The organism is Acetobacter sp. JWB, assembly GCF_003323795.1.
In the GTDB taxonomy this organism is placed as follows: Bacteria; Pseudomonadota; Alphaproteobacteria; order Acetobacterales; family Acetobacteraceae; genus Acetobacter; species Acetobacter oryzifermentans.
The window spans coordinates 2,515,091-2,540,688 of sequence record NZ_CP030871.1 but is presented as its reverse complement, the minus strand read 5'-3'; the positions used below and the strand labels follow the sequence as shown (position 1 = coordinate 2,540,688).

At 52.5% G+C, this 25,598-nt stretch carries 22 protein-coding genes and 1 tRNA gene; 17 read left to right on the top strand and 6 right to left on the bottom strand.

Annotated features, from left to right (window positions below; all coding sequences use genetic code 11):
• Positions 1 to 121: 121 nt before the first annotated feature.
• Entirely contained in the window at positions 122 to 2,191 is a 2,070-nt protein-coding gene (locus DS739_RS12010; protein WP_006115407.1) for a hypothetical protein, read from the bottom strand.
• A gap of 45 nt (positions 2,192 to 2,236) precedes the next feature.
• Between DS739_RS12010 and DS739_RS12005 the strand changes: the two genes are divergently transcribed.
• The 11 genes from DS739_RS12005 to DS739_RS11955 all read left to right on the top strand — a co-directional run bounded on the left by DS739_RS12005 (position 2,237) and on the right by DS739_RS11955 (position 10,875).
• Complete coding sequence (locus tag DS739_RS12005; RefSeq protein WP_006115406.1) at positions 2,237 to 2,638, top strand: VOC family protein; 402 nt, start codon at positions 2,237 to 2,239, stop codon at positions 2,636 to 2,638.
• 105 nt (positions 2,639 to 2,743) lie between these two features.
• On the top strand, positions 2,744 to 3,556 hold the full coding sequence (gene dapF / locus DS739_RS12000; protein ID WP_035352252.1) for a diaminopimelate epimerase: 813 nt from the start codon (positions 2,744 to 2,746) through the stop codon (positions 3,554 to 3,556).
• Positions 3,553 to 4,797: a tRNA (N(6)-L-threonylcarbamoyladenosine(37)-C(2))-methylthiotransferase MtaB gene (gene mtaB / locus DS739_RS11995; protein ID WP_006115404.1), complete on the top strand. Its 1,245-nt coding sequence runs from the start codon at positions 3,553 to 3,555 to the stop codon at positions 4,795 to 4,797. Before dapF ends, mtaB begins: the two co-directional genes overlap by 4 nt.
• 1 nt (position 4,798) lies before the next feature.
• Positions 4,799 to 5,728, top strand: a complete 930-nt coding sequence (gene ftsY, locus DS739_RS11990; protein WP_006115403.1) for a signal recognition particle-docking protein FtsY — start codon at positions 4,799 to 4,801, stop codon at positions 5,726 to 5,728.
• A gap of 119 nt (positions 5,729 to 5,847) precedes the next feature.
• On the top strand, positions 5,848 to 6,150 hold the full coding sequence (locus DS739_RS11985; RefSeq protein ID WP_035352250.1) for an AtpZ/AtpI family protein: 303 nt from the start codon (positions 5,848 to 5,850) through the stop codon (positions 6,148 to 6,150).
• A gap of 55 nt (positions 6,151 to 6,205) precedes the next feature.
• Positions 6,206 to 6,955, top strand: coding sequence for a F0F1 ATP synthase subunit A (locus DS739_RS11980; protein WP_006115401.1), 750 nt, complete (start codon positions 6,206 to 6,208; stop codon positions 6,953 to 6,955).
• 55 nt (positions 6,956 to 7,010) lie between these two features.
• Complete coding sequence (locus DS739_RS11975; RefSeq protein ID WP_003624142.1) at positions 7,011 to 7,235, top strand: ATP synthase subunit C family protein; 225 nt, start codon at positions 7,011 to 7,013, stop codon at positions 7,233 to 7,235.
• Positions 7,236 to 7,284: 49 nt separating this feature from the next.
• Positions 7,285 to 7,866: an ATP synthase F0 subunit B' gene (locus DS739_RS11970; RefSeq protein WP_035352300.1), complete on the top strand. Its 582-nt coding sequence runs from the start codon at positions 7,285 to 7,287 to the stop codon at positions 7,864 to 7,866.
• A gap of 23 nt (positions 7,867 to 7,889) precedes the next feature.
• Complete coding sequence (gene atpF, locus DS739_RS11965) at positions 7,890 to 8,393, top strand: F0F1 ATP synthase subunit B (protein ID WP_006115398.1); 504 nt, start codon at positions 7,890 to 7,892, stop codon at positions 8,391 to 8,393.
• A 26-nt stretch (positions 8,394 to 8,419) separates the two neighbouring features.
• Complete coding sequence (locus tag DS739_RS11960) at positions 8,420 to 9,193, top strand: glycosyltransferase family 2 protein (protein ID WP_006115397.1); 774 nt, start codon at positions 8,420 to 8,422, stop codon at positions 9,191 to 9,193.
• Positions 9,187 to 10,875 (top strand): glycosyltransferase family 39 protein, encoded by a 1,689-nt coding sequence (locus DS739_RS11955; RefSeq protein WP_006115396.1) that lies wholly within the window; start codon positions 9,187 to 9,189, stop codon positions 10,873 to 10,875. The genes DS739_RS11960 and DS739_RS11955 overlap by 7 nt, the downstream gene beginning before the upstream one ends.
• 88 nt (positions 10,876 to 10,963) lie before the next feature.
• Here DS739_RS11955 and DS739_RS11950 read toward each other — a convergent pair.
• A tRNA-Thr gene (locus tag DS739_RS11950) sits at positions 10,964 to 11,036 on the bottom strand.
• Between the two features lie 171 nt (positions 11,037 to 11,207).
• Here DS739_RS11950 and DS739_RS11945 point away from each other — a divergent pair.
• Genes DS739_RS11945 through DS739_RS11935 form a run of 3 tightly spaced genes read left to right on the top strand, consistent with a single transcriptional unit; the run spans position 11,208 to position 15,086 of the window.
• Complete coding sequence (locus DS739_RS11945) at positions 11,208 to 12,677, top strand: paraquat-inducible protein A (protein WP_006115395.1); 1,470 nt, start codon at positions 11,208 to 11,210, stop codon at positions 12,675 to 12,677.
• The gene (locus DS739_RS11940; protein WP_035352248.1) at positions 12,674 to 14,383 is read left to right on the top strand and encodes an intermembrane transport protein PqiB; all 1,710 of its coding nucleotides are present in this window, start codon (positions 12,674 to 12,676) and stop codon (positions 14,381 to 14,383) included. The genes DS739_RS11945 and DS739_RS11940 overlap by 4 nt, the downstream gene beginning before the upstream one ends.
• Before the next feature lie 4 nt (positions 14,384 to 14,387).
• Positions 14,388 to 15,086 carry a membrane integrity-associated transporter subunit PqiC gene (locus DS739_RS11935; protein ID WP_006115393.1) on the top strand — a complete coding sequence of 233 codons (699 nt, stop codon included), beginning with the start codon at positions 14,388 to 14,390 and terminating at the stop codon, positions 15,084 to 15,086.
• A gap of 82 nt (positions 15,087 to 15,168) precedes the next feature.
• Here DS739_RS11935 and purF read toward each other — a convergent pair whose 3' ends face one another.
• Genes purF through metH form a run of 4 tightly spaced genes read right to left on the bottom strand, consistent with a single transcriptional unit; the run spans position 15,169 to position 21,157 of the window.
• A complete protein-coding gene (purF, locus tag DS739_RS11930; protein WP_035352246.1) occupies positions 15,169 to 16,656 on the bottom strand; it encodes an amidophosphoribosyltransferase in 1,488 nt (495 codons plus the stop codon).
• Positions 16,657 to 16,702: 46 nt separating this feature from the next.
• Positions 16,703 to 17,227, bottom strand: coding sequence for a CvpA family protein (locus DS739_RS11925; RefSeq protein WP_006115391.1), 525 nt, complete (start codon positions 17,225 to 17,227; stop codon positions 16,703 to 16,705).
• Positions 17,228 to 17,278: 51 nt separating this feature from the next.
• Positions 17,279 to 17,629, bottom strand: coding sequence for a hypothetical protein (locus DS739_RS11920; RefSeq protein ID WP_035352298.1), 351 nt, complete (start codon positions 17,627 to 17,629; stop codon positions 17,279 to 17,281).
• Positions 17,630 to 17,650: 21 nt separating this feature from the next.
• Entirely contained in the window at positions 17,651 to 21,157 is a 3,507-nt protein-coding gene (metH, locus tag DS739_RS11915) for a methionine synthase (protein WP_035352244.1), read from the bottom strand.
• Between the two features lie 89 nt (positions 21,158 to 21,246).
• Here metH and DS739_RS11910 point away from each other — a divergent pair, with 89 nt between their 5' ends.
• From DS739_RS11910 to DS739_RS11900, 3 genes are all read left to right on the top strand, one after another.
• The gene (locus tag DS739_RS11910) at positions 21,247 to 21,651 is read left to right on the top strand and encodes a hypothetical protein (protein WP_193561014.1); all 405 of its coding nucleotides are present in this window, start codon (positions 21,247 to 21,249) and stop codon (positions 21,649 to 21,651) included.
• Between the two features lie 181 nt (positions 21,652 to 21,832).
• Entirely contained in the window at positions 21,833 to 24,088 is a 2,256-nt protein-coding gene (locus tag DS739_RS11905) for a peptidase domain-containing ABC transporter (protein ID WP_081461405.1), read from the top strand.
• A gap of 4 nt (positions 24,089 to 24,092) precedes the next feature.
• Positions 24,093 to 25,556 (top strand): HlyD family type I secretion periplasmic adaptor subunit, encoded by a 1,464-nt coding sequence (locus DS739_RS11900; RefSeq protein ID WP_006115386.1) that lies wholly within the window; start codon positions 24,093 to 24,095, stop codon positions 25,554 to 25,556.
• The last annotated feature ends 42 nt before the right edge of the window (positions 25,557 to 25,598 follow it).

The window sequence follows — 25,598 nt, the reverse complement described above, 5'->3', positions numbered from 1 at the left end:
ACAATCCGGATCCGGGCAACGGGAATAGAAATGCGAGATAAAGGTTCCTGCCCGGAAAAGCTAGTAGTTTGACGGCAGAACCCTGTACTGCATGATTTTATAGCACAGGAATTATGCGCTTTTACTGGAAAGGAAGATAGCGGAAATCCATAAAAACCTGGCTCATACCAGCACTTGGCGCGCCACCTAGCCCTTCCCAAGCCTTGCGGCGGGAATAAGCAAGCTGCAAACCGGCTTCCACAGTGCCGTAATGGCCCTTGAAGAAACGATACCATGCGCCAACGGTGGCTTCCATGACGCTGCGGGTGTTGCCTGTGCAGCCAAGGGTTGAAAGCTCGGTGGCCATTTCAACATTACAGCCGCTGTTATCAAACGATGGGTTGCCATACCCATAGGCAGAGCCATTGGCATTAAAGTAACGACGTCCAGCCTGCTGATATCCAAAGTAACCATACACATCAATAAGTTGGTTAGGATGGGCAATGATACCAGCCGTGCCTTGTATGGATGGAATTGGTGAGGGCTCACCTTTAGAATTAAGCGTAGCATCCGGCAGCAGCACAGACCCGTAACGGCCAATACCCACCCCAGCCAAACCAGCAAGGCGCACCTCTACCTTATGCGGCAGAACTGGAAGGACAACAGAGCCACCACCACCACCAGCAATGGCAGTATGGTTGCGCCCGCCCCCAAGTTCAGAAACACGTGTATGAGGAAAGTGCAGAATGCCTTCAACTTCGTAGTGGCCCCAGTGTGGGTCCCATGCCAGTTTGCCAATAATGTCTGGAGCAATTTCGTTGGGGAAAAGGGCATTGTTGGTCAGGCCGGTGCCGTCATACCCTATGGTTGCAATACGCCCGTTTGGTAAGCGCACTTGCCCATCCGTTACACTGGAAAAGCTGTCGACATTATACAGCGTGGCCGAGTTTTCGATGGAAAGACCGGCCCACAGTCTGTGTTGGAAAAAGTCTTTTACAAACCGGAACTGTAGCTGCCGCGCCCATGTCTGGCCTGCCAGCATGGAGGATTCGATGGTGAGTGGCAGATTTTCCTGACGCGGAATAATACCCACGCGGCCTGGTGTGAGCATGCTCCATGCTTGCCCAGCCAGAAAGTGGAAGTTCAGAGCACTGTTATCGTAGGCCATATAAAGCTGGCGCATACGGAAAGTGTAGCTGTTACTTTCGTACGGATCTGTTGTGGAGGCGCCAGCCCCGAAGTCCATTTCGTAAAAGCCGGAAATGGTGGAGTTTTTATCTATGTTGCCGCGAGCCATAAGAGAAATGCGGCTGTAACGTGCGCTGCCCTCAAAGTTGTCTGTATGGTAACGGGCATCCCCTTTGTAAGGCATGTCCGCCCAATAGTTGAAGGTGCCGGTGGAGGTATGGCGGTTTGATTCCACCGCTGCGGCATCCAAAAAGCCACCCAAAATCAGGGTAAGCGGCCCAAGGTGGAACACCCCGTGGTCACCCAGCGCGCCAGCAGCCTGTGCGCCAGCAGTTTCACGCTGATGCGCGCCAACCTGGTTGTCTGCAATGCGGGCAATCATATCTTCTGCGCGATGCCCGACAACAGATTCCACTTCCGGGGTATCATTTTTGCCAGAAAACACAGGTTGTGCGTCTGGGCCCATAGCATGGCGCAAGGAGCCGCCAGAACGCGTTGAGGCTGGCGCACTAATACCCGGATCAGTGGAGGCTGTGCTGGCAATTGTGCCATCCTGCATGGCAACGGTAACACCAGAGCCTGAACCTGAGTTGGCAACTGCGTGGTGGCTGCCAGAAACAGCCCTGCCCGTAGAGGAGTTGCCATTGCTGGCGTGTGCTGTGCCGCGCCGCTGGGCAATCTGCTTTTGCACGCTTACCAACGCTTTTTGCAATTCGTGCTGTTCGGCTTGAATGCGCGAAATTTGCTGTTCCAACGCATCAAGGGAGGCCGCATCATCTGCCGCGGCATAAGCCGGAAAAGCGTAATTCATGGCCATTCCGCCAGAAGCCAGCACAGTGCCCATGCATAGGCCTGTTTTAATATGATGTGCCATGCGGCAGGAAAACTGGCGGAAGATGCGCATTCGCTTTTCAAATATTGTTGAAGTGGTTCTTATATGAATGTGAACCATTTTCCTTGGCTTGCCGTAAAGAGCTCTCTCCTTAAAAAATAATTTCAGGGAAAAAAGATGTGCGTTAAGCACAGGCTTTGGTTTTTATTATGCTCTGTTTGGTAAAGGAATATTTTTATGGCCAAGATGATCCACAGCATGTTGCGGGTGTTGGATGAGGCACGATCCACACATTTTTATGCAGATACGTTAGGCATCAAACCTGTGGGTCGGTTTGAATTTGAGAGTTTTACATTGGTATATCTGGCAAATGATGAGCAGACATTTGAGCTTGAACTTACAATTAACCACGGGCGGACTGAGCCTTATAATTTAGGTGAGGGTTACGGCCATCTTGCCGTGTCTGTTGCAGATGTGCAGCGTGAGCATGCGCGTATGGAAGCTGCCGGGCACCCGGTTACGCCGGTTAAAACGCTGGAAAACAAAAGCCATGTGGTTGGGCAGTTCTTCTTTCTGACAGATCCGGATGGTTATAAAATTGAAGTATTGCAGCGCGGTGCTCCGGGGCGCTTTGTGTAAGCACGTTACAATTATGCCAGCAGGGCGCGGAAAAGACTGATTTCCGGGCCTGTGGGCTGCTTTCTCTCATGGCATCGGCGCTTAAAGTGGCGTATAAGCCACAGCATGCTGACATCTTTCCGTAAAATGCATGGTCTGGGGAATGATTTCGTCATTCTGGACGAGCGTGGTGGGCATTTGCCCCTTACGCCAGCCCGTATTGCTGCCTTGGCGCATAGGCGCCGTGGCATTGGGTGTGACCAGTTGGTAACGTTGCGTCCGGCCTGTGCGGAAGGGGCAGACGTTTTTGTGCGCTTTTTTAATCCCGATGGATCAGAGGCAGGCGCGTGCGGAAATGCATCACGCTGTGTGGCTGATCTGATCTGGCGTGAAACGGGCAACAGAACGCCTGTGCTGCAAACGCGTGCTGGGCGTTTGCCTGCACGGATAGAAGAAAACGGGCTGATTACGGTAGATATGGGTGAACCTCGCCTGAATTGGCAGGATGTGCCTTTGGTTGCGGAAATGGATACGCTGCATCTGCCATTGGAGGGTGATCCCGCGGCTGCATCTATGGGGAACCCGCACGCAACGTTTTTTGTGGAAGATTTTGCGCGTCTCTCCCAAGGGCAGGCGCTGGAGCATGATCCGCTTTTTCCTGAACGGGCCAATATTGGGTTTGCGCGTATTGATGGATCTGCGCGTATGCGGCTTAAGGTGCATGAACGTGGAGCCGGTGTGACGGAGGCCTGTGGTTCTGGCGCATGTGCCGCGGTGGTGAATGCGGCGCGGCGCGGTTTGGTAGAGCGTGTGTGTGAAGTCGAGCTGGATGGTGGTATTTTGCAGATTGAATGGGCACCAAACAATCATGTGCTCATGACAGGCTCTGCAACAACAGCTTTTGAAGGGACGGTTGATCTGGCCGCGTACCCGGAATGAGCAAGCCGGAAATTCTCACATTTGGCTGCCGTTTGAACACATGGGAAAGTGAAGTGATGCGTAATCACGCAGCTTCACTGGATAATGTAATTATCGTGAACACCTGTGCCGTTACGGGAGAAGCAGAGCGGCAGGCGCGGCAGGCTATTCGTCGGGCGCATCGTGAAAACCCGGATGCCCGTATTGTGGTTACCGGGTGTGCTGCCCAGATTAACCCCGAAAGCTGGAGTGATCTGCCCGGCGTAGCCCGTGTGTTGGGGAATGAGGAAAAGCTAAAGGCCGAAAGTTGGTCTGCCGCTGCTTTGTCTCAGCCGCTTGCTGTATCCGATATCATGGCAGCCAAGGAAACTGCTGCGCATCTGGTTACTGAGTTTGCAGGCCGTACACGGGCCTTTGTGCAGGTTCAGCAAGGGTGCAATCATCGGTGCACGTTTTGCATCATTCCGTTTGGACGCGGGCCTTCCCGGTCTGTACCAGTTGGTGCAGTGGTGGAGCAGGTGCGTGCTTTGGTGCAGTCTGGGTATCGGGAAGTCGTGCTTACCGGGGTAGATATGACATCCTGGGGGGAAGATCTGCCCGGCAAACCGGTGCTTGGTCAGCTTTGCCGCCGCGTGTTGCGTTTGGTGCCAGAGTTGGAGCGGATGCGTCTGTCTTCGGTTGATCCGGTAGAGATTGACGAGGATATCTGGCAGCTTCTGGCAGAAGAGCCGCGTTTTATGCCGTATCTGCATCTTTCTTTGCAGGCTGGGTCAGACCTTATTCTTAAACGTATGAAGAGGCGGCATTTGGTGGCCGATGCGGCGCGGGTGGTGGAACGTGCAAGAAGCTTGCGGCCAGATATTGGAATTGGTGCTGATATTATTGCGGGCTTTCCAACAGAAGACGAATCGCTGTTTGAAGAAACACGCAATTTTCTTGCCCAGCAGGCGCTGCCGTATCTGCATGTCTTTCCGTATAGTGAACGCCCAGGAACGCCTGCTGCGCGTATGCGCGCGGTGCCGGTGCCCGAGCGCAAGGCACGTGCTGCGCAGTTGCGGGAGGTGGGGGCGGTTTCTGCCGCCCGGTATTATGAAAGTCTTATAGGTCAGCCCCTACGTGTGCTGATGGAAACCCCCACAACCGGCCATAGTGAACAGTTTGCGCCAGTGCGGCTTGCGCAGGGTGAAGCCGAAGTGGGGGAAATTATAACCCTTCAGTCCACAATGGCCGATAAGGCCGGGCTGGTGGTGGAAAGGATCTGAGATGGCGCTTGGTTTTTTCTCTCGTCTCAAGCAGGGCTTGTCGCGTTCCACCCAAAAACTGGGTGGGGGGATTACGGGCATTTTCACCAAGCGCAAGCTGGATGACGAAGCGCTGGAAGAGCTGGAAGACCTGCTGATTACAGCAGACATGGGCCCGGCTGTTGCAGAGCGTATTATCGAATCCTTCCGTTCCTCCCGTTTCGGAACCGAAGTGACGGATGAGGAAATCCGGACAACTTTGGCAGACGAAATTGCCGCGATTCTTGAGCCCGTTGCGAAGCCTTTTGAACCTGATCCCGAACACAAACCCCATGTTGTGCTGATGGTGGGTGTAAATGGCGTAGGTAAAACCACCACCATTGGCAAAATGGCCCGCTTTTTTACCGAAGAAGGTAAGAAGGTGATGATGGTGGCGGGTGATACCTTCCGCGCCGCTGCTGTAGAGCAGTTGCAGATCTGGGGTGAAAGAACGGGTTGCCCGGTTATTGCCGGTCCTCCCGGTGCAGATGCGGCTGGTCTGGCCTTTGAGGCACTTAAGCGGGGTAAGGCGGAAGGGGCTGATCTGCTGTTTGTAGATACGGCTGGCCGCCTGCACAATAAAAGTGCGTTGATGGAAGAACTTGCCAAGATTATTCGCGTCATGCGTAAGTTCGATGAAACGGCGCCACATTCCGTGTTGTTGGTGCTAGATGCCACAACTGGCCAAAATGCCGTGGAGCAGGTGCGGGTGTTTCGCGAACTTGTGAATGTGACCGGTTTGGTGGTGACAAAATTGGATGGTTCTGCCCGTGGGGGCATTGTGGTGGCGCTGGCTGATCAGTTTGGGCTGCCTGTGCATGCTGTGGGTGTGGGTGAACAGGCAGAAGATCTGCGGCCTTTCTCCGCTGTGGATTATGCGCGCGGTTTAGTGGGTGTGACGGACACAGTCTGATTTTTTGTGGGGAATTATGATGGAAAAGACAGATTTTGATGCATCTACCCATCATGGTTTCTTGACAGGATATGACAGCCCCGTTAGCAAGCGCCTGCACCCCTCTGAAGGGGCGAAGAATGAGTAAGAACGGTAACGATTCCTTTGATGCTCGGCTAAAGGCGGCAGAACGCCGCTCCGGCCTGGAAAAAAAGGAAGATTCAGCCGAGAAAGAAGATGCTGTAGAGCAATCTCTTCCTGGGTTGGCGCTAAGAGCTGGGGCAGAAATGCTTTCAGCACTGATAGTGGGCGTTGCCATTGGGTGGGAGCTGGATCACTGGCTGAAAACCCGGGCAGTTTTTCTCATTATTTTCGCACTGATGGGCGGAGGTACTGGCGTGCTGAATGTTTGGCGGCTGGTCAAGTCGATAGACGGTAAGTAAGAAGCTGTAATCCGGATACGATTCGGATGCGGTAAAGGGTTTTAGGAGAGCGGTTGTGGCGGGCGGTTCCAGCATCAACGTACTTGAACAGTTTGAGCTTCATCCCGTTCTTGGTGGGCTGGGCGAAGCATTGCGTTTCAGCCAATCCCCCCTGTACATGATTGTGGCAGTGTGTCTGGTTCTGGCATTCCTGTATTTTGGTATGCGCCCAGCTGCGGTGGTTCCCGGTCGTTTGCAGGCTGCGGCAGAAGTTTGTTACGAATTTATTCATAACATGGCGGTTGATACGATCGGGCCAGAAGGCACGGCTTTCTTCCCGTTCATCTTCACGCTGTTCTTCTTTATTCTGGCCGGTAACTATATTGGTCTGCTGCCGTTTTCCTTTACGTTTACCAGCCATATTGCTGTAACCTTTGCGCTGGCCATGATGGTGTTTGTGCTTACGGTTATTGTCTCCCTTAAGGTGCAGGGGCTGCGTTTCTTTGCGCACTTTATGCCGGAAGGCGCTAGCCCATTCCTGGCTCCGCTGCTGATCCCGATTGAAATTCTTTCTTTTCTTTCGCGTCCTGTCAGCCTCTCCATCCGACTGTTCGCCAACATGGTTGCCGGGCATGTCATGTTCGATATTTTCGCAAGCTTTGTTGTCATGCTCGCCGGTTTTGGTGTGGTGGGTGACGTGTTTGCGGTTGGGCCGATTGCCATTAACGTGGCACTGATGGCTCTTGAGTTGCTTGTTGGTGTGTTGCAGGCCTATGTGTTTGCCATTCTAACGTGCATCTACCTGCGGGAGGCCGTGGCTCACTGAGGAGCTGCTTTGCCCGTTTCGTTTGAACTGTACTTGAAACAAGGAAGTGACTGATATGGACATCGCTGCAGCCCGGGAAATCGGTGCAGGTATCGCCGTGATCGCCCTTGCCGGCGTTGGTATCGGCCTCGGCAACATCTTCTCCACGCTGGTAAGCAGCATTGCGCGCAACCCGGCTTCCCGTCCGCATGTGTTCGGTCTGGGTATGCTCGGCTTTGCTCTGACAGAAGCTATCGCTCTGTTCGCGCTGCTGATCGCGTTCCTGATCCTGTTCGTCTGAGAAAGCTTTCAGGAAAGAGGAGAACATTCCTGTGGGTGTGATTAAGAAGATGCTTCGTGCCGGTCTGTTCGCAACGGTTTCCGGTGTGTCTCTTCTGGCCGTTTCCGCGCCTGGTGCATATGCCACGGGAATGCCTCAGCTAGATTTTGCCAACCCCCTTGTAACCGGTCAGGTTATGTGGGGCGCGGTAATTTTCTTCGTCTTTTATATGGTGCTCAGCAAAGCCATGCTGCCCGGTATTACCCGGGTGCTGGAAGACCGTAGCAAGCGTATTTCCGGGGATCTGGAAATTGCACGTGCGGCCAAGCAGGATGCCGATAAAGCTGTTGCTGAACTTCAGCAGGCCCGTAAAGATGCTATGGCAGAAGCCCAGGCGCACCTTGATCAGGTTCTGGCAGAAGAACATAAAGCAGCCGAACAGCAGATGCAGGAAATCAACGCGCGGGTAACAGCAGAAATTGCTGATGCCGAAAAACGCGTGGCTGAGGAAAAAACGCGTGCATTAAGTGCGCTTAAAGAAATTGCGGGTGATACCACGCAGGCTCTGGTTCAGCGTCTGACGGGTATTGTGCCTGATGCTCAGCTTGTTGCCCAGAAGGTTGAAAGCGCTTCGGCGCACAGCACTATCTGACCAGCTCCGGGGGAATTTTCGTCATGTCTGGCATTTTTCACGAAGCGGGTTTCTGGGTCGCTGTTTCGTTTGTTCTGTTCTTTGTGCTGGTTGGTAAAAAGATTTGGGGGCCTATTGCCACCATTCTGGACAGCCGCGCCAACCGTATCCGTGAAGAACTGGATGAAGCTGCCCGCTTGAGAAGAGAAGCAGAGCAGATGCTAGAAGATGCCACGCGTGATCGTGAGCAGGCACTGGCAGAAGCCAAATCTTATGTGGAGCAGGCTCATCAGCAGGCTGCCGAAATGGCCCAGAAAGCACGCGCAGAGGCAGAAGCCGCTGTGCAGCGCCATGAACAAATGGCACGTGATCGTATTGCTGCTGTAGAACGTGCGGCTATTAAAGAAGTGCGCCAGCTTGCAATTGATGTGGCTGTACAGGCTGCCAATGGTGTTATTCCTCAGACGCTTGATGAACAGAAAGCCGCAGGGCTTGTTGATCAGGCGCTGGCTGGTTTGCCTGCCGCTCTTGCGCGCAAGGCAGCCTGAAACATTATCAGCTGAATGGTGAAGATGTGACAGGTCTGGTTTCAGCCGCACCGTCACAGCATAACGATGCTCAGTTCGTACTGAGCATCGTTATTGCTGTTTTGGATGAACAGGATAATCTGCCACAGGTTTGCCGAGAATTAGCCGAGGCCATGCAGCAATTGCCTGCGGCCGAAGTTGTTTTTGTGGATGACGGCAGCCAGGATCAAACCGTAGAAGTTTTGCAACGCTTGCGGGATGAGTGTTTGCCGAACTTGCGTATTCTTTCTCATGATCGGCGTTGCGGTAAGTCTGCCGCGTTGCGTACAGGCATTACAACTGCCCGAGGGACTTGGATTGCCACAATTGATGGCGATGGCCAGGATGATCCGCGTGAACTTGGTAAGTTGATTTCCCTTGCGCAGGCACAGGCTACCAAGGGTAGGCCACCGCTTGTTGTAGGGGTGCGCACACGCCGTAAAGATGGTTGGTCTCGCCGCTTTGCAACACGTTTCGCTAACGGGCTGCGGCAAAAATTACTCAATGATCAGTGCCCGGATACAGGTGCGCCGATCAAAATTTTTCAGCGAGCAGACTTTCTGCGCTTGCCGCAGTTTGAAGGTTTGCATCGTTTTCTTCCGGCATTGTTTGCATCTTACGGTGTGCCGTTGGTGTGTCACCCAGTTACACACAGGCCGCGTTTGCATGGGCAGTCTAAATATACCAACTTCAATCGTGCTGTCGTTGGGGTGCGGGATCTGCTGGGCGTGATGTGGTTACGGAATCGCACACATCTTCCAAAATCGATTCGTGAATGCTGAAGCAGAAAAACGGTCACCAACCACTTTCTATTAAAGCCCTGCTGTTCTTAGGCCTTGCTGCTTTTTTGCTGTTTTTGCCGGGGCGGGCCGTTACGCCACCATTCGATCGGGATGAACCCCGATACATGGAAGCCACGGCGCAGATGCTAGAATCGCACAACTTTGTAGATGTGCGCTTTCAGGACAAACCACGTTATTTACAGCCCGCTGGTATTTACTGGCTGGAGGCTGCTGCTGTTTCTCTTACAGGCATGCAGCATCAGCGGGTTGTATGGCCGTATCGCATTCCCTCGCTTTTGGCCATGTCTGGTGCTGTTGTTCTAACGGCGCTTATTGGCTCCATGCTGTTTGGAGCATCGGCCGGACTTGGTGCGGGTTTGCTGTTTATGGCTTCTGTTCTGGTGGCAGCAGAAAGCCGGATGGCTACGATCGATTCCTGCTTGTTGCTTACGGTGCTGCTGGCCCAATTGGCGCTAACAGGTGCTTTGCGAGATCGCCAGCAAGGCGTGGCCACACCAGTAAAACGGGCTTTGCTGTATTGGGGCGCTATTGGCTGCGGCTTGATGTTGAAAGGGCCGGTCATTCTTATCCCATCTCTTGCCACACCACTGGTGTTGGGGATGCTGGAGCGGGATTTCGGTTTGTGGCGCAGAATGCGTCCGGCATGGGGCTGGCTTTTGTCTGCTGCTATTCTGGTGCCGTGGTGTGTAGCTATTGGGGTTGTGAGCCACGGTGAATTTTTTCGGAATGCTGTTGGCACCAATTTTTTAGGCAAAGTGGCTTCCGGGCAGCAAGCGCATGGGCTGCCGCCAGGTTACCATCTGCTGGTTTTCCTGCTGGCGTTCTGGCCTGGATCATTTTTTGCTGCGTGCGTGGTGCCCTTGGTTTGGCATGCGCGTAAGCAAGAGACTGTGCGCTATTTGCTGTGCTGGATTATGCCGCATTGGCTGGTGTTTGAAGCTATTGCTACAAAGCTTCCGCATTACGTGCTGCCTACTTATCCAGCTATTGCCATTCTTACAGCCGCGTTTCTGGTTCAGGGTGGGGATGTATGGCGCAATTGGCCTGTTCGTGTTTGGGGCAAGGTATTGCTAGGCATTTATGCTGTTGCATGGGCTTTGGTAGGTATTGCCTTAGCTGTTGCCGGTCCAACGCTTGTTTGGGTGCTTGAACACCAGATATCTGTAGCAGCAATTGTTTTGGCTGTGGGTGTGTTGCCGCTTGTTGGTCTTTCTGCGTGGTACATTACGCGTGCGCGTTTGCAGCAGGCAGCGTTAAGCAGTGTGGCTGCTGCCGTACTGCTTTATGTGGGACTGTTTACAGTTGTTGTGCCGCAGATTCAGAGCATCTGGTTGGCACCACGCCTGACAGCACTGGTGCAGGCACACCAACCATGTGCAGAGTCGCATGTTGTTTCAGTGTCATTTTCTGAACCCAGTCTGGTCTTTCTGCTTGGGGGCAAAGTGCTGCTAACAGGCGCAGAAAATGCGGCATCAGCCATGAAGGCAGATGCAAAATGCACGGTCGCGCTTGTTGATAAGCGAGATATCTCAGTATTTATGGCAGCGCTGGGGAATAAAGCGAAAGATGCCGTCAGTCTGGGCACTGTAGGTGGAATGAATTATTCTAACGGCCGCCATTTGCTTATAAGTTTGTACAAGCTGAATACGCCACCAAAGTAATAAATCTGTTTGATTGGGTGGATATAAAACGCAATTCTACAGCATAATGCAAAAGCGTATTTAGTATTTTGGGAAGTGCAAATGGAAATGCCCGCTGGCGGATTCGAACCACCGGCCCCATCATTACGAATGACGTGCTCTACCAACTGAGCTAAGCGGGCACATTTTGTTTGCGGGGCGGTGACTATCATGATCCCCATGCCTACGCAAGGAGAAATTGCAATTCACCCGGTGACTTGAACAACAACAAAACGGCATTTCTGGCTTTAAGCAGGGGTGCCATTCTGTTTTGAGTGTGACGGAACGGTTTTTTCGTTTTAAGAACTATCCGTATGAATATGTCGCAGTTATTTGGCCTGGTGCGGGAGGCCCTTAATCCCGGGCAGAATGTTCCGGTTGATGAAAAGCGGCATGTTCGGCTTGTGCAGGGTATTGTTGAATGCCCCTGTTGTGGCCATTACCAGCACCTTTCAGAGCTTAAGCCCGGAACACAGGCACGGTGTTGTCGGTGTGGGCAGTTGCTGGATCGGCGTAATCGTACCTCTCCTATCGCAACGCCATTGGCCTTTTGCATCAGTTCGGCATCTCTCTACCTGGCCATGCTGCTTTCCACCTTGATGATGTTGGATCTGTATGGGCGGGAAAGAACCGTAGATATCCTTACCGGCCCGATAGAATTGCTGCATGAGGGCTGGGGCGAAATTGGCGTGTTGGTGGCAATAGCCACCATTATTGTGCCGGGGCTTGTTATCAGCATGATGATGCTTGTGCTGGTGGGTGCACTTCAGCCCAAGCTGCCGTTCTGGGTGCCGCATCTTCTGAAGTGGTATGAACGTTTACGCCCGTGGTCGATGGTGGAAGTATATATTCTGGGCGTTTTCGTGGCCTATACCAAGCTGTCAGATATGGCTTACGTACAAGTTGGGGCAGCGGTCTTTCTGGTTGCCTCACTTATGGTTACCATGTCTGCCACAGATGCCACTTTGGATACGGAACTGATTTGGCGACGCAGGCAAACAGATACCAGTTTGCGGCGGATGGATAATCAACGTGTGCGTCTGACCTGCGAGGAAATCGGGCCGGATGATCAGATCCCACCAGCCAGCCATATGGTTTCCTGCCTTTCTTGCTCTGCGGTGCTGGTGTTTGATGAAAAGTTGGATCAAACAGCTCCACTGGGTTTTTGCCCACGCTGTGGGCATGTGTTGCGGCAACGCAAGCCAGACAGCATTGCCCGCACTGTGGCGCTGCTTGTTTCTGCGGTGGTGTTTTACCTGCCTGCCAATATTTACCCGGTTATGACCGTTATCCGGCTTGGTGCGGGAACAGGGCATACTATTGTGGAAGGGGCCATAGAGCTGTGGGAGAGCAACATGATCCCGCTTTCCCTGTTGGTACTTTTTGCCAGTGTGCTGGTGCCCGTTCTTAAAATTATCGGGCTGCTGTTTATGGTGATCAGCACCAAGTGCCATTCTGCACGAAATCTGCCTGCTCGATCCAGACTTTACAGGCTGGTAGATGTTATCGGGCGCTGGTCTATGATTGACGTGTTCATGGTTTCCATTCTGGTGGCTATGGTGCGCTTCAGCAGTATGGCTAGCATCAGCGCCAATGGTGGTGTGGTATGTTTTGCCGCCGTAGTGGTGCTGACAATTTTTGCAGTGCATGCATTTGACCCTCGGCTGATGTGGGATGCAGCGGGCAAAAACGGCGATACGGCCCCAGCCGATGCCGGGCAAAATTGTCCGGCAAAAATTGAGGCCGCTGCATATTGGGACAACATGGAGCCGGACAGGGCGTGAACGGACACAGTCATAATCATTTCTCTCCTCCAGAAGGGGAAAGTGCTCAGGATGCTCTGGTAAGGCGCATTCGGTTTTCCATTATCTGGATTATCCCCATTGTTTCCGTACTGATTGCGGGCTTTCTGGTCTGGCGCAGTTTTATGGATAACGGGCCAGAAATTACCGTTGTATTTGATACGGCAGATGGTTTGACCAGCGGCCAGACACAGGTGAAAAACAAATCTGTGGTTTTAGGTACGGTGGAAGATGTTTCGCTGACTGATGATCTGCGGCATGTCAAAGTGCGTATCCGTATGAACAAGGGTACGAATGATATGCTTACGGATAGCGGCCGGTTCTGGGTTGTGCGTCCGCGTATCAATGGGGCCAGCATTACCGGTTTGGAAACCCTGATGTCTGGTGCGTATATTGCGTTTGATCCTGGCCTGAACAAAAATGGCCACCCCGCAGGCAAACGCACCACAACGTTTGAAGGGTTGGAAGCGCCCCCGGGTGTGCGGTCTGATCAGCCGGGCCGTATTTACACGCTGGTAGCGGGTAATATTGGGTCTATCGGGCAGGGCGCCCCTGTTTTCTTCCGTGATGTGGATGTTGGGGAAGTGCTGGGGTACACCATGCCACCCGGCGGCCGCGGCCCGGTGATGATCCAGATTTTTGTGCGCGAACCTTATGACCATTACCTGAACACCAATTCCCGCTTCTGGAATGTGTCTGGCGTTAAGGTGGGATTTGGTGCCGGTGGGCTTAAAGTGCAGCTGCAATCCTTGCAGGCTTTGTTTTCTGGTGGCGTGGCTTTTGGTTTGCCACCTGTTGCAGAAAGCCGCATGCACCCGGCATCAGAGGCTCCGGCTAATACGGTGTTCAAGCTGTATGACACGCATGAGGATGCAGATAATGCGGGCTACCGTGAGCGCGTGCCCCTTGCGACTTATGTGATGTCTTCTGTCAAAGGTCTGGATGTTGGCAGCCAGGTGACGATGTTTGGGATTCAGGTGGGGAATGTAACCAGTGTAAAGCTGGATCTAAGCTCCAACCCCGGGCATCCGCGCGTACGTATTGGCATGGAAGTGCAGCCTGAACGTGTGCTGTCTTCGGCTGAGCTACGGAATAATAATCTGACAGACATGTTCCGCACTTTGGTAGCGAACGGCCTGCGTGCCTCAACAGATAGCGTGAGCTTTCTGACGGGTGAGGGGATGATTTCCCTCAACTTTATCAAGAACCCAGCGCCCGCTACAACCAGCATGGAAGGCACAACGCTGGTTATTCCAAGCCAAGCTGGTGGTATGGGCGGGATTATGGATTCCTTGTCCACCATTACATCTCGTTTGGCCGCGATGCCATTTGAACAGATTGGTACAAACGCCAATAACCTGCTGGCCCATGCAGATCAGACACTGGTGAGCCCAGACGTAAAGCAGTCTCTGGTTGGGTTGCGGAATTCCATGCAGAACCTGCAGGCTCTTACAAAGGATCTGCGCAACGGCATGGCACCGTTGAGCAAGCGTCTACCAGAAATGGCACAGCAGCTTGATCAAACCCTGCAAAATGCCAACCGCTTGCTGGCCAGTTATGGCGGCAACAGTGATTTCCATCGCAATCTGCAATCCATGGTGGTGCAGTTGGGGCAGACAGCGCGCTCCCTGCGTTTCCTGTCAGACTTCCTGACCAATCATCCTTCCGCACTGCTTTCAGGACGATAAGATCATGACGCAAACTGTTTCTTGTAAGCCCATGAACACCCGTCTTGACCGGCGTATGTTGCTCCGCCTGAGTGGTGTGGCCGGGTTGGGTGTTATGGCTGTTACGCTAACCGCATGCTCTGGCGGTAGCCCTTCACTTTACACATTGGCGGTTACGCCCGGCCAACCGCAACCGGGTGGCCCGCGCTTTGTAGAAGTGCGCCTACCAACCGTGGCATCTGGTCTGGATCGGGATCGGATTGTTACGGCAGATAGTGGCTATAAACTTACAGTATCTTCTGCTGATGCATGGAGTGATTCTCTGCCAGCACAGATCAGCCGCGTTATGGCGGGTGATCTGGCACAGCGCCTTCCGGGTACAGGCGTGTTTGTAGAGAATGATACAGTGGCGACAGAACCAGAGGCCTATGTGGATATGTCCATCAGCCGCTTCTCAACTGGCCCATCAGGTAATGTGGAGTTGGATGCCACGTTATCCATCCAGCCTGCTTCTGCTGGCGCTCCCGGTAAGGATGAGCAGTATTATATGCAGAACTTTACACTGCAAGGCACACAGGCCAGTGCCACCATGCCAATGGTACAGGTGTTAAGCCAGCTTCTGGGCCAATTGGCAGATGTTGCTGCGCAGCAGTTGCGCCAGCTTCCTTCCGGGCAATCCTCTGGGCGGCATACTATTGTGCGCAAGAAAGCACAGCATGGGTGATCTTGCGCGAAAGCGTGGAGAATAAAGGTTACAAAAAAAGCGGCCAACTTGGCCGCTTTTTTATTTGGTGAGAACGCTGGCTTCAGGCGGTGCCTGGGCCAAACTCTGCATCATGGTCAATAAGGGGGATAGGATATTCCCCCGTAAAGCAGGCATCGCAATAGCGAGCATCGCTCGATTGACGGTCTTTATAACCCATAGCGCGATACAGCCCATCAAGCGAGATAAAGGCAAGGCTATCTACGCCAATGAGTTCCGCCATGGCTTTCAGATCATTCTGGGCGGCCAGCAACTTGCTGCGTTCTGGCGTATCAATGCCATAAAAGCAGGAATGCCGTGTGGGTGGGGAAGAAATGCGCATATGCACTTCTGTTGCACCAGCAGCCCGCACCATATCCACAATCTTGCGGGATGTGGTGCCGCGCACAATGGAATCATCCACCAGAATAACGCGCTTGCCGCTCAGAATAGGGCGGTTGGGGGAGTGTTTCATCTTCACGCCCAAATGCCGGATCTGATCTGTGGGTTCGATAAAGGTGCGGCCCACGTAATGGTTGCGGATAATGCCCAGTTCAAAAGGAATGCCGCTAGCTTCAGCATAGCCGATAGCAGAAGGCACACCAGAATCGGGCACTGGCACCACAACATCTGCATCTACATGGCTTTCGCGCGCCAGTTCGTGGCCGATCTGCTTACGCACTTCGTAAACAGGCAAGCCTTCCAGAACAGAATCGGGGCGTGCGAAGTAGATGTATTCAAACACGCAAAAGCGTGGGTGCGTGTCACCAAACGGACGCAAAGAGCGGATACCGTTTTCATCAATCACAACCAGTTCGCCCGGTTCCACATCACGCACAAATTCTGCGCCGATAATGTCCAGACCACAGGTTTCTGATGCGAGCACCCAAGAAGGTTGTTTACCATCTTCAGATGGCAGCTTGCCGAGCACCAGCGGGCGCACACCCATGGGGTCTCGCACACCAATCAGCGCTTCTTCAGATAGCACAACCAGCGAATATGCGCCGGTTACCCGTTTAAGCGCATCAATCAGCCGGTCTTCTACTGTTGCGTACAGAGAGATGGCAATCAGATGGATGAAAACTTCCGAATCTGTCGTGGATTGGAACAGGCAACCACGGCGGATAAGTTCGCTGCGCAGGGTGTCCGCATTGGTGAGGTTGCCGTTATGGGCAACGGCCAAGCCGCCAAACGCAAATTCAGCAAACAAAGGCTGCACGTTGCGGAGCAGCGTAGCGCCTGTTGTGGCGTAGCGGTTATGACCAATGGCGCGTGTGCCTTTAAGCGTGGCCATAACGCGGGAATCTGCAAACACATCACTGACAAGGCCAAGGCCCCGGTGAGAATGGAAGCGACGTTCCTGCGGGTCAAAACACACAATACCAGCGGCTTCTTGCCCGCGGTGTTGAAGGGCGTGCAAACCCAGAGTGGTAAGGGGGGCAGCATCCTTAGCGTTCCAGATACCAAAGACAGCACATTCTTCGTGCGGATGGTCATCATCCAGTGTCAGTGGATCAGGTAAGGAAGCAGACGGCGTGGGATGGGCGAGCATAAGCGTGCAGGGCCTCCGCAGAAGGTCAGAAACTGGCCGTATGGGATCACAAGGTGGCGTCATGACCTGTAGAAGGATTCCGCGCAACCCCTTTTGCGCTTAAATCCGGTAGATATGGCTGGATATGGGATGCACCGAGCCGGATGTAAGGGGCCAGTCGGCTATCTTCTGTCAGGGCGGCCATGTCTTGGGGTTGCAAAAGCCATTGTGCCGCCATGAAGAGCACGACCACCAAAAACATCCCGCGCACAATACCAAAAAGCAGCCCAAGAAGCCGATCCAGCGCATCCAATGGTGTTGCTTTCACGATTCGGACAATAGCTGCAGAAAGCACATAGCCAGCGCACAGCACGCCCAGCAGCAGCAGAATAAAGGCGCCTATCTGCGCACCCGCAGAAGAGGTGATAAAGCGCTGCACATAGGGCAGAAAAACTGCGTGAAAGCGCAGAGCTAGCACAATGGCAATGCCCCAACTGACAAAGCCTAACGCATGCCGCGTAAACCCCCGCCATGCGCCATGCAGGGCAGACAGGCCAATAATCAGCAGAGAGAGAGCATCTATGGCAGCCATGAGGGACGCTTTATGCCAATGAATGAGCGACCTGTCATGCGCTTCTGTATTTTATGGCAGCTTGCTGGTGGTGACGCGCCAAGGGCGCACAATCTTGCCGTTTCGTTTTTTTCTGTGCGGGGGTTGGTTTAGCTTCATCAGCAATTCTGCCACTTCCAGCCTACGCAGCAGTTCTGTCCATACTTCAGCCGGATCAACGTTTTGGCTTTCCCACAATTTGTGTAGGGTTTGCAGGAACAAGGCACTTTCATGCACCACATCCTGCTGCCGGTTATCTATAAACGCAGCAGTGCAGTTTGTGGCATGGAGCCCAACCTGCCGACAGAGCCGCTTGAGAGCGACGCTGGTTGGAGGAGAGGCAGGTGGGGGTGAGGTAACCATAAGGTGAATGATGCGCTGCATCTTCACCCTTGGTCAATGGTGTTAGATTGTGAAGTATTTTGCGTGCTTGTTGAGAATAACAAGGGCGGAGGTAGACTGTTCCGGATGGAGTTGATCTCCATCTGTTAGGGAAACCCCAATGCGTTCGGCATCCAGCAGGGCCAGAATGGGGTGCTGGTCTTCCAGGCGCGGGCAGGCCGGATACCCAAAGGAATAGCGAGATCCGCGATATCCCTGCTGAAGCAGCTTTTCCATATCGCGGGCATCTTCTCCAGCAAAGCCAAGTTCGGCCCGGATACGCTTGTGGGTGTATTCGGCCATGGCTTCTGCCATTTCAACGGAAAGACCGTGCAGGTATAGATAATCCTGATACCGGTTTTCCTCAAACCAATCGCGGGCGATGTCGGATGCTTTCTGGCCGACTGTTACAACTTGTAGGCCGATAACATCACGTTCTGGGTTTGATATATCGCGCACAAAGTCAGCAATACATTCGCCATCCGCTTTTGGCTGCCGTGGCAGGGTGAAACGGCAGGCTTCGGTTGTGCCGTCTTCTTCAAACAGCACCAGATCGTTGCCATCGCCGGCGGCTTTCCAGTAGCCATAAATGGCTTGCGGTTTGAGAATATTTTCTTTGGCTGTCAGATCCAGCATGCGGCGCAGGATCGGGCGCAATTCCTGCCGTGCCCAGATCAAGAAGTCATCCAAGGAGCGGCCTTGTTTACGGAAGCCCCACTGGAACTGGTAAAGTGCGCGTTCGTTCAGGAATGGCAGAACGGCTTCCGGTGTAGCTTCCAGAACGCGGGAACCCCAGAATGGCGGAACCATGGGTGGTTCATCTGCTGTCAGGCGTTCGCGCCGTGCGCGGGCTGCTGCAACATCAACAGGGCCAAAACCGCGTGTTTCTGCCGTTTCTGGCGCGCGGGTATTGGTGCGGGTGGCTTTGCCTTCACGCCGTTTCTGGATGGCGGCCAGATAATCATCAAAATTTTTCTGGCTGACCTGATCCATAAGGGTCAGGCCATCAAAAGCATCGCGCGCGTAAGCCACCCGGCCTGTGGGTGCATAGGCAGCAACACAATCTTCTTCTACATAGTTGCGGGTAAGGGCGGCGCCACCCAGCAGAACGGGTGTATCCAGCCCAGCGCGTGAAATTTCTTCCAGATTTTCACGCATGATAACGGTGGACTTCACCAACAGGCCAGACATGCCAATGGCATCGGCCTTTTCCTTACGTGCGGCTTCGATCATGTCCTGCACAGGCACTTTGATGCCCAGATTGACAACACGGTAACCATTGTTGGTGAGAATGATATCTACAAGGTTTTTGCCGATATCGTGCACATCGCCTTTTACTGTAGCCAGCACAATTGTGCCGCGCTGCTGGCCATCTGTCCGCTCCATATGCGGTTCCAGATAGGCAACGGCGGCTTTCATGGTTTCGGCAGATTGCAGCACGAATGGTAGCTGCATTTTGCCTGCACCAAACAGTTCTCCAACCACCTTCATACCATCCAGCAGAACGGTGTTGATGATATCCAGCGGAGCCATGTTCTGCATGGCTTCTTCAAGGTCTGCTTCCAGCCCTTTTCGGTCCCCATCAACAATACGGTCTTTCAGGCGTTCTTCTGCCGTTTCAGCCCGTTTGCGCTTCACCGCATCTGCTGCCTTACGGTCTGCAAACATGGCCAGAAGTGTTTGTAATGGGTCATAATCTTCTGTGCGGCGGTCAAAAATCAGATCTTCCGCAATCTTTACCTCTTCGGGGGCAATCAGGTGCAGTGGACGGATTTTGGAAACATGCACAATAGCGGCTGTCATGCCTGCTCTGACGGCATGATCCAGATAGACCGAGTTCAACACGGCACGGGCTGCTGGGTTCAGCCCGAAGGAAATATTAGAGAGGCCGAGTACGATCTGAATATCCGGGAAGGCATCCCGAATCATTTTAATGCCCTCAAGCGTCCATTGCCCCAGTTTGCGGTCATCTTCCGCACCGGTGGCGATGGTAAAGGTGAGGGGGTCTATCATCAGGTCAGATTGTGGCAGACCGTATTTTTCGCAGGCAAATTCCACAAGGCGGCTAGCAATGCGCAGCTTGTCTTCTGGCTTGCGGGCCATGCCTTCTTCATCAATGGTCAGGGCAACAACAGCGGCACCAAACTTACGGGCCAGTGTCATGCGGTCTGAAGCAGGACCTTCACCATCTTCAAAGTTGATGGAGTTGATAATGGGCTTGCCACCATGCAGCTTGAGAGCGGCTTCAATCACCGGTGTTTCGGTGGAATCAATTACCAATGGTGCGTTTACGGATGAGGTGAAGCGTTTGATTACTTCATCCATTTCTGCACGTTCGTTACGGCCTACAAAGGCCGTGCAGATATCCAGAGCATTAGAGCCTTCTCGTATCTGTTCGCGCCCAACAGTTACACAGCCATCCCAGTCATGCGCTTCCTGAAGTTCGCGCCATTTCTTGGAGCCGTTGGCATTGCAGCGTTCCCCAATGGAGAAATAGGCGTTTTCCTGCCGGAGCGGCACCTGAGAATAAAGGCTGGCAACAGAAGGCACCCATACGGATGTGCGCGGCACAGGGGCAGGGCGCAGGCGGCCTGTTCCTTCTGCACGGCGGCGCAACATGGCATCCAGCGCTTCTGTATGCGGTGTGGAAGTGCCACAGCATCCGCCAATTAGATTTAGGCCGTCTTCTGTAATAAAGCGCTCAACCCATGTGGCCATTTCTGCGGGAGTTAGGGGGTAATGGGTCTGGCCGTTTACGAGTTCAGGCAGGCCCGCATTGGGCTGGACGGAAATCAGCCGCGGCCAGTTTTCAGATAGCCATTTTACATGTTCGGCCATTTCCTGCGGGCCTGTAGCGCAGTTCAGACCCATCAGATCTACATCAAGGCTGTGAATGACTGTGGCTGCCGCAGCAATATCTGGCCCTACCAGAAGGGTGCCTGTGGTTTCTACGGTAACCTGCACAAAAATAGGCGTGGAAGCACCAAGTTCTGCACGGGCAATTTTTACACCGTTTACGGCAGCTTTAATCTGGAGTGTGTCTTGGCAGGTTTCAATTAGGATGGCATCTACGCCGCCTTCAATCAGGCCGCGTGCTTGTTCTGCCAGAGCAGCTTCCAAACTATCATAATCAATATTGCCCAGAGAGGGCAGCTTGGTGCCAGGCCCCATGGAACCTAGAACATAGCGGGCGCGTCCATCGGCAAAGCTTTCTGCGGCTTCGCGCGCCAATAGGGCGGAGTTTTTGTTGATCTCACGCGTTCTATCTGTCAGCCCAAATTCGCCTAGTGTGATGGGGGAGCCACCAAAGGTGTTGGTTTCCACCATATCTGCGCCAGCTTCAAAATAACCGCGGTGGATTTCACGGATAAGTTCCGGGCGTGAGAGCGTGAGAATTTCGGTGCAGTTTTCCTGCCCCCAGTAATCACGCTGGACATCCAGATCCAGCATCTGGATACGTGAGCCCATGCCTCCATCACAAAGCAGAACCTGATCACGGAGGGCATCAAGAAGAGGCAGACGAGAAGACATGGCGACCATAAAATATAAAAGGAAAGGGAAGAGTGCTTTCCCAACACCGCAAAGCACAGGGTTTCACGTTATTTCAGAGAGCAGCCCGTATGTCCACTAGCCTTATGAAGCAGAGCGCAAAGCCCAAGGATGGCCGGATAATGCTGCATGTTTGTACATCGGTGCCAGATGATGCAGCATATGGGTGCAAAGATGCACTTTTACTTGTTAATACAGAAGTAACAGAAGAACAGAAGGCAAAATGGCAGCATGTCTGGCGCTGGGGCGGAGTGCTGGGGCCAGAATTTGGGCGTCATTCTGCCCAATGCGTCTGTTGTGTGGGGCAAGGGGGTCTATCGGCTTTTTTGCTGGCGCAGGCTCAACAAAGTGTTCTGGGGCGCTGCGAGCCTTATCGCTCGGTATGGGTTATATGTTGCGAAAATGAAGCACAAAAAGTGCGCAACCGGTTGCGGAAAGAAGGGTTTTTAAATTCTTTTTATCAATTTCCTGATTAAAATGGTTTCTAATTTTAGGTACTGCTTCGTTTTCTTCATGGATTTTGTGATAAACCACATAGAAAAACTTGGAGAGTGTGTCTTCTCCTGTCATAACGGCGCATGTGCCGGGCGAACAAGTCTCTGCTATATTTGTACGGTATTGCTGTTTGTTGAGTTGGTTTAACCAAAAGGGTTGTGCGTGGACCAGACTGATCATGTGCCGGAACAGGCCGGTTCTTCTTCAAATACAGAGCGCGGCCAAGGGGCTCCTGTTTCTGCACCGGTTATCAGGCTGAAAGCTGTTATTGCAGCTGCCAAGTATCACGGTCTGGAGCTGGATATCCGTGATTTTGCGGCAGAACCGGGGGAAAATACGCCATCTCCTGCAACGTTGGTGCGCTGGTTGGAAGATCAGGGTGCTGTTGCAAAGGCAATACGGATAAAGTGGCGTTATCTTGTTAAGATGGTGAACTCGCCGCCAATCGTTCTGATGTTCCGTGATGGTTCGGCAGCGTTGATGACCAACGCAACACCAGAGCGTGGTGTTGTATGGCTGCAAGATCCGCTTAAAGGGGCTGCCGTAGCCGCCGTGCCGGTGGATGAGCTGCGCTTGTCCCAAATCTGGACGGGCGATATTCTGCTTATTAAGCAGCGCAAAGGGCAATCAGAAGCCGAGGCACCAGTCAGTCTGGGTTGGCTGGCTAAGATGGTGCTGCGTGAAAAGCGCTCCTTGCGTGATATATGCATTGCATCCATGACATTGAGTTTGTTGCAAATTTTCCCCCCGCTTATTGTTATGCAGGTGGTGGACAAGGTTGTAGGCTACCACTCGATGTCGACACTCGTGTCGATTTCTGGGTTGCTGTTTATATTTTCGATTTATGAAGTTTTAATCAGTTACGCCCGACGTGAGCTGTCCTTGGTGCTCACAACGCGTATCGATTCTCGTATTTCACTGCATCTGTTTAATCGTCTTGTATCCTTGCCGTTGGAGTATTTTGAACGGCAACAGGCGGGGAACGTGCTTGGGCGTGTAATGGCCATTTATAAAGTGCGAGATTTTCTGACAGGTCGGCTGATGTCGACCTTTCTGGATTTGTTCACACTGGTTGTTATTTTGCCTTTCCTGTTCATTCTCAGTTCGACGCTGGCATGGATGACTGTGGCGTGTGCTGGCCTTATTGGTTTGATTGTGGTGGTGGCTATGGGGCCGCTGGCCAAGCTGATGGGGAATCAGTTGGCTGCAGACCGGGAACGAAGCGCCATTTTGTATGAAAGCGTGGCTGGTATTCGTACGCTGAAAACATTGGCCTTGGAGCCAATCCGCAAACAGACATGGGATGATGCTACGGCAAACGTTATCCGCTGGAAGCTTGCCGTGGGGCGTTTTTCAAACTGGCCTCAAACATTGGTTATGCCGCTAGATCTGTTTATCAGTCGTGGCATCATTCTTGTGGGTGCCTATCTGGCTCTTGTTAGCCCCGGCACAGTGGGCGTGGGCGGCTTGATTGCGTTCATGATGCTGGGTGGCCGTGTGGCTGCTCCGTTGGTTGGAGTGGCAAGGCTTATGGATGACTTCAACGAAGTCATGGCTTCCTTGGGGGAAGCTGCCTCGGTGTTGAACCAGCCTACAGAAACACAAGCCCTTACAACGGGTATGCGTCCACGTATTCAGGGGGCACTTTCCTTTGAAAATGTGAATTTTTCTTATCCAGGTTCTACCCGGCTGGCTTTGAAGGATGTAAACTTCTCAGTTCCCGCAGGCACCATGCTTGGGCTTGTTGGTCGAAGTGGCTCGGGTAAATCCACCATTACACGTCTGCTACAAGGTGTTAGCCGTTCTTATACAGGCTATCTCAAGCTGGATGGTGTTGATCTGCGTGAAATTAATCTAACCCATTTGCGCCGTTCGTTCGGGGTTGTGTTGCAGGATAACTTCCTGTTCCGTGGCACTATTCGTGATAACATTACCGCTGGCCGCCCAGGGTTTACGATAGATGATGTCGTTCACGCTGCCAGAATGGCAGGTGCTGAAGAATTTATCGAGCGGATGCCAGCAGGTTACGAAACCTTTATTGAGGAAGGCTCAACCAATATTTCTGGTGGGCAACGCCAGCGCCTTGCCATTGCGCGTGCTGTCATTACTGATCCTAAGCTAATGATTTTGGATGAAGCAACGTCTGCTTTGGATCCAGAAAGTGAAGCTTTGGTTAACGCCAACCTGGAACGGATTGGTAAAGGCCGTACCATGGTGATTGTTTCTCATCGACTATCTTCTTTGGTGAATTGTGATCAGATCTGCGTGATGGATCAGGGCGCAGTGGTTGATATTGCGCCACATGACGTTCTGCTTGAACGGTGTGATATTTATCGGACACTTTGGATGCAGCAGAACCGGCATACGGAATCTCGTGCCCAATCTGGAGATGCATCTTTGATCGCGGAAGGAGAATAATCCCATGAGCGAACAGGATGCACATATTGTGCCACAAGGTTCTTCAGGCAATAACCAGCAGCAAGAGGTAGTGCCCTCTTCGGATGATTTCCTTAAGCAGGCGGATGATCCGTATGCACCAGGGGATATGCCCGTTGCATTGTTGGAGTTTCATTCTCCAACGGCGGCGCTGGTCAATATGCCACCCACGCCCACCGCTCAGTATATGATTTGGATTATTGGCGGATTGATGCTGTTTTCCTTAATCGGGCTTACAGTGTTTCCGCTGGATCGTGTTGTTTCTACTCAAGGGCGATTGGTTTCCAGTGAAGCTTCATTGGTAATACAGCCTTTGGATACATCAATTGTGCGGTCTATTGATGTGAGGGAAGGGGATTTTGTCCATAAAGGTGATATTCTTGCGCATCTAGACCCCACGCAAACTGGTGCAGATAGTGAAAATCTGAAAACTCAGATGGATCAGTATCAAGCAGAGGTGGATCGCCTTACAGCAGAAGCTAACGGACAGACTTACAAACCCGACCTAAACAATGCTGCAACCTTGCCGCAGGGCGAAGCCTATTTGCGACGGATGGCAGAATTTGATGCTAAAGTTGAAAACTACAACAGGCAGATTGCCAGTTTGCAAAGTGATTTACAGGGTTACGTTGCAAATGCTGCAATGTATGCCGCTCGCGCAAAGGTAGCTGGTGATGTGCATACAATGCGTATGCAGTTGCAGAAGGATCAGGTAGGTAGCCGACTTTCCACTTTAAGTGCTCAGAACGATTTGATGGAAGTTGAGCGCTCACAGATTTCGGCCCAGCAGCAGGCATCTTCAACACGGAATAAACTGGCGGCTGCTATATCTGAAAAAGAAGGTTACATTCAAACGTGGAAAGCAGAGATTTATAAAGATCTGATTTCCGCGCAGCATAAGCTGTCCGAAGCCAAAGGCTCTTATCAAAAAGCTGTTTTACATAACAGTATGGTCGGGCTTAAAGCGGATGAAGATGCTGTTGTGCTTAATATTGCCAAAGTTTCAGTCGGATCTGTTGTAACGCCAGCCGAAAAAATTATGACTCTTGTGCCTGTAGGTAAGGGGTTGGAAATTGAAACTGCTATGTCCGGAGAAGATGCAGGTTTTGTGCGTCTTGGTGATAAAGCTTTGGTGAAGTTTGCGACTTTCCCTTTCCAGCAATATGGTGGTGCTGAAGCAACTGTAAAAACTATCAGTGCAGACTCTTTTGTGTCGGGTAACGGAAGTGGGCCAAGCTCAGAAGATGTTACGCCAGATAACACTTCCAAGTCCTTTTACAGAGTTCGTCTGCGGGTAGATAAATATACATTGCATAATGTGCCCAATTTCTTTCACCCACAGCCAGGTATGCCAGTTACGGCGGATATTCGTGTTGGTAAGCGTACTATCATGCAATATATGCTGAACAGCTTTGTGCCATTGATGACAAATGGTATGCGCGAACCCTGATTAGAAAGGGTGAAATATAATACTCTGAGTTGTAGAGGGTTG

What these genes read in the sequence shown, in the direction of transcription:
- DS739_RS12005 (WP_006115406.1), top strand. Translation starts at nt 2,237, where the DNA reads ATGGCCAAGATGATCCACAGCATGTTGCGGGTGTTGGATGAGGCACGA.
- dapF (WP_035352252.1), top strand. Translation starts at nt 2,744, where the DNA reads ATGCTGACATCTTTCCGTAAAATGCATGGTCTGGGGAATGATTTCGTC.
- mtaB (WP_006115404.1), top strand. Translation starts at nt 3,553, where the DNA reads ATGAGCAAGCCGGAAATTCTCACATTTGGCTGCCGTTTGAACACATGG.
- ftsY (WP_006115403.1), top strand. Translation starts at nt 4,799, where the DNA reads ATGGCGCTTGGTTTTTTCTCTCGTCTCAAGCAGGGCTTGTCGCGTTCC.
- DS739_RS11985 (WP_035352250.1), top strand. Translation starts at nt 5,848, where the DNA reads ATGAGTAAGAACGGTAACGATTCCTTTGATGCTCGGCTAAAGGCGGCA.
- DS739_RS11975 (WP_003624142.1), top strand. Translation starts at nt 7,011, where the DNA reads ATGGACATCGCTGCAGCCCGGGAAATCGGTGCAGGTATCGCCGTGATC.
- DS739_RS11970 (WP_035352300.1), top strand. Translation starts at nt 7,285, where the DNA reads ATGCTTCGTGCCGGTCTGTTCGCAACGGTTTCCGGTGTGTCTCTTCTG.
- atpF (WP_006115398.1), top strand. Translation starts at nt 7,890, where the DNA reads ATGTCTGGCATTTTTCACGAAGCGGGTTTCTGGGTCGCTGTTTCGTTT.
- DS739_RS11955 (WP_006115396.1), top strand. Translation starts at nt 9,187, where the DNA reads ATGCTGAAGCAGAAAAACGGTCACCAACCACTTTCTATTAAAGCCCTG.
- DS739_RS11945 (WP_006115395.1), top strand. Translation starts at nt 11,208, where the DNA reads ATGAATATGTCGCAGTTATTTGGCCTGGTGCGGGAGGCCCTTAATCCC.
- DS739_RS11935 (WP_006115393.1), top strand. Translation starts at nt 14,388, where the DNA reads ATGACGCAAACTGTTTCTTGTAAGCCCATGAACACCCGTCTTGACCGG.
- purF (WP_035352246.1), bottom strand. Translation starts at nt 16,656, where the DNA reads ATGCTCGCCCATCCCACGCCGTCTGCTTCCTTACCTGATCCACTGACA.
- DS739_RS11925 (WP_006115391.1), bottom strand. Translation starts at nt 17,227, where the DNA reads ATGGCTGCCATAGATGCTCTCTCTCTGCTGATTATTGGCCTGTCTGCC.
- DS739_RS11920 (WP_035352298.1), bottom strand. Translation starts at nt 17,629, where the DNA reads ATGCAGCGCATCATTCACCTTATGGTTACCTCACCCCCACCTGCCTCT.
- metH (WP_035352244.1), bottom strand. Translation starts at nt 21,157, where the DNA reads ATGTCTTCTCGTCTGCCTCTTCTTGATGCCCTCCGTGATCAGGTTCTG.
- DS739_RS11910 (WP_193561014.1), top strand. Translation starts at nt 21,247, where the DNA reads ATGTCCACTAGCCTTATGAAGCAGAGCGCAAAGCCCAAGGATGGCCGG.
- DS739_RS11900 (WP_006115386.1), top strand. Translation starts at nt 24,093, where the DNA reads ATGAGCGAACAGGATGCACATATTGTGCCACAAGGTTCTTCAGGCAAT.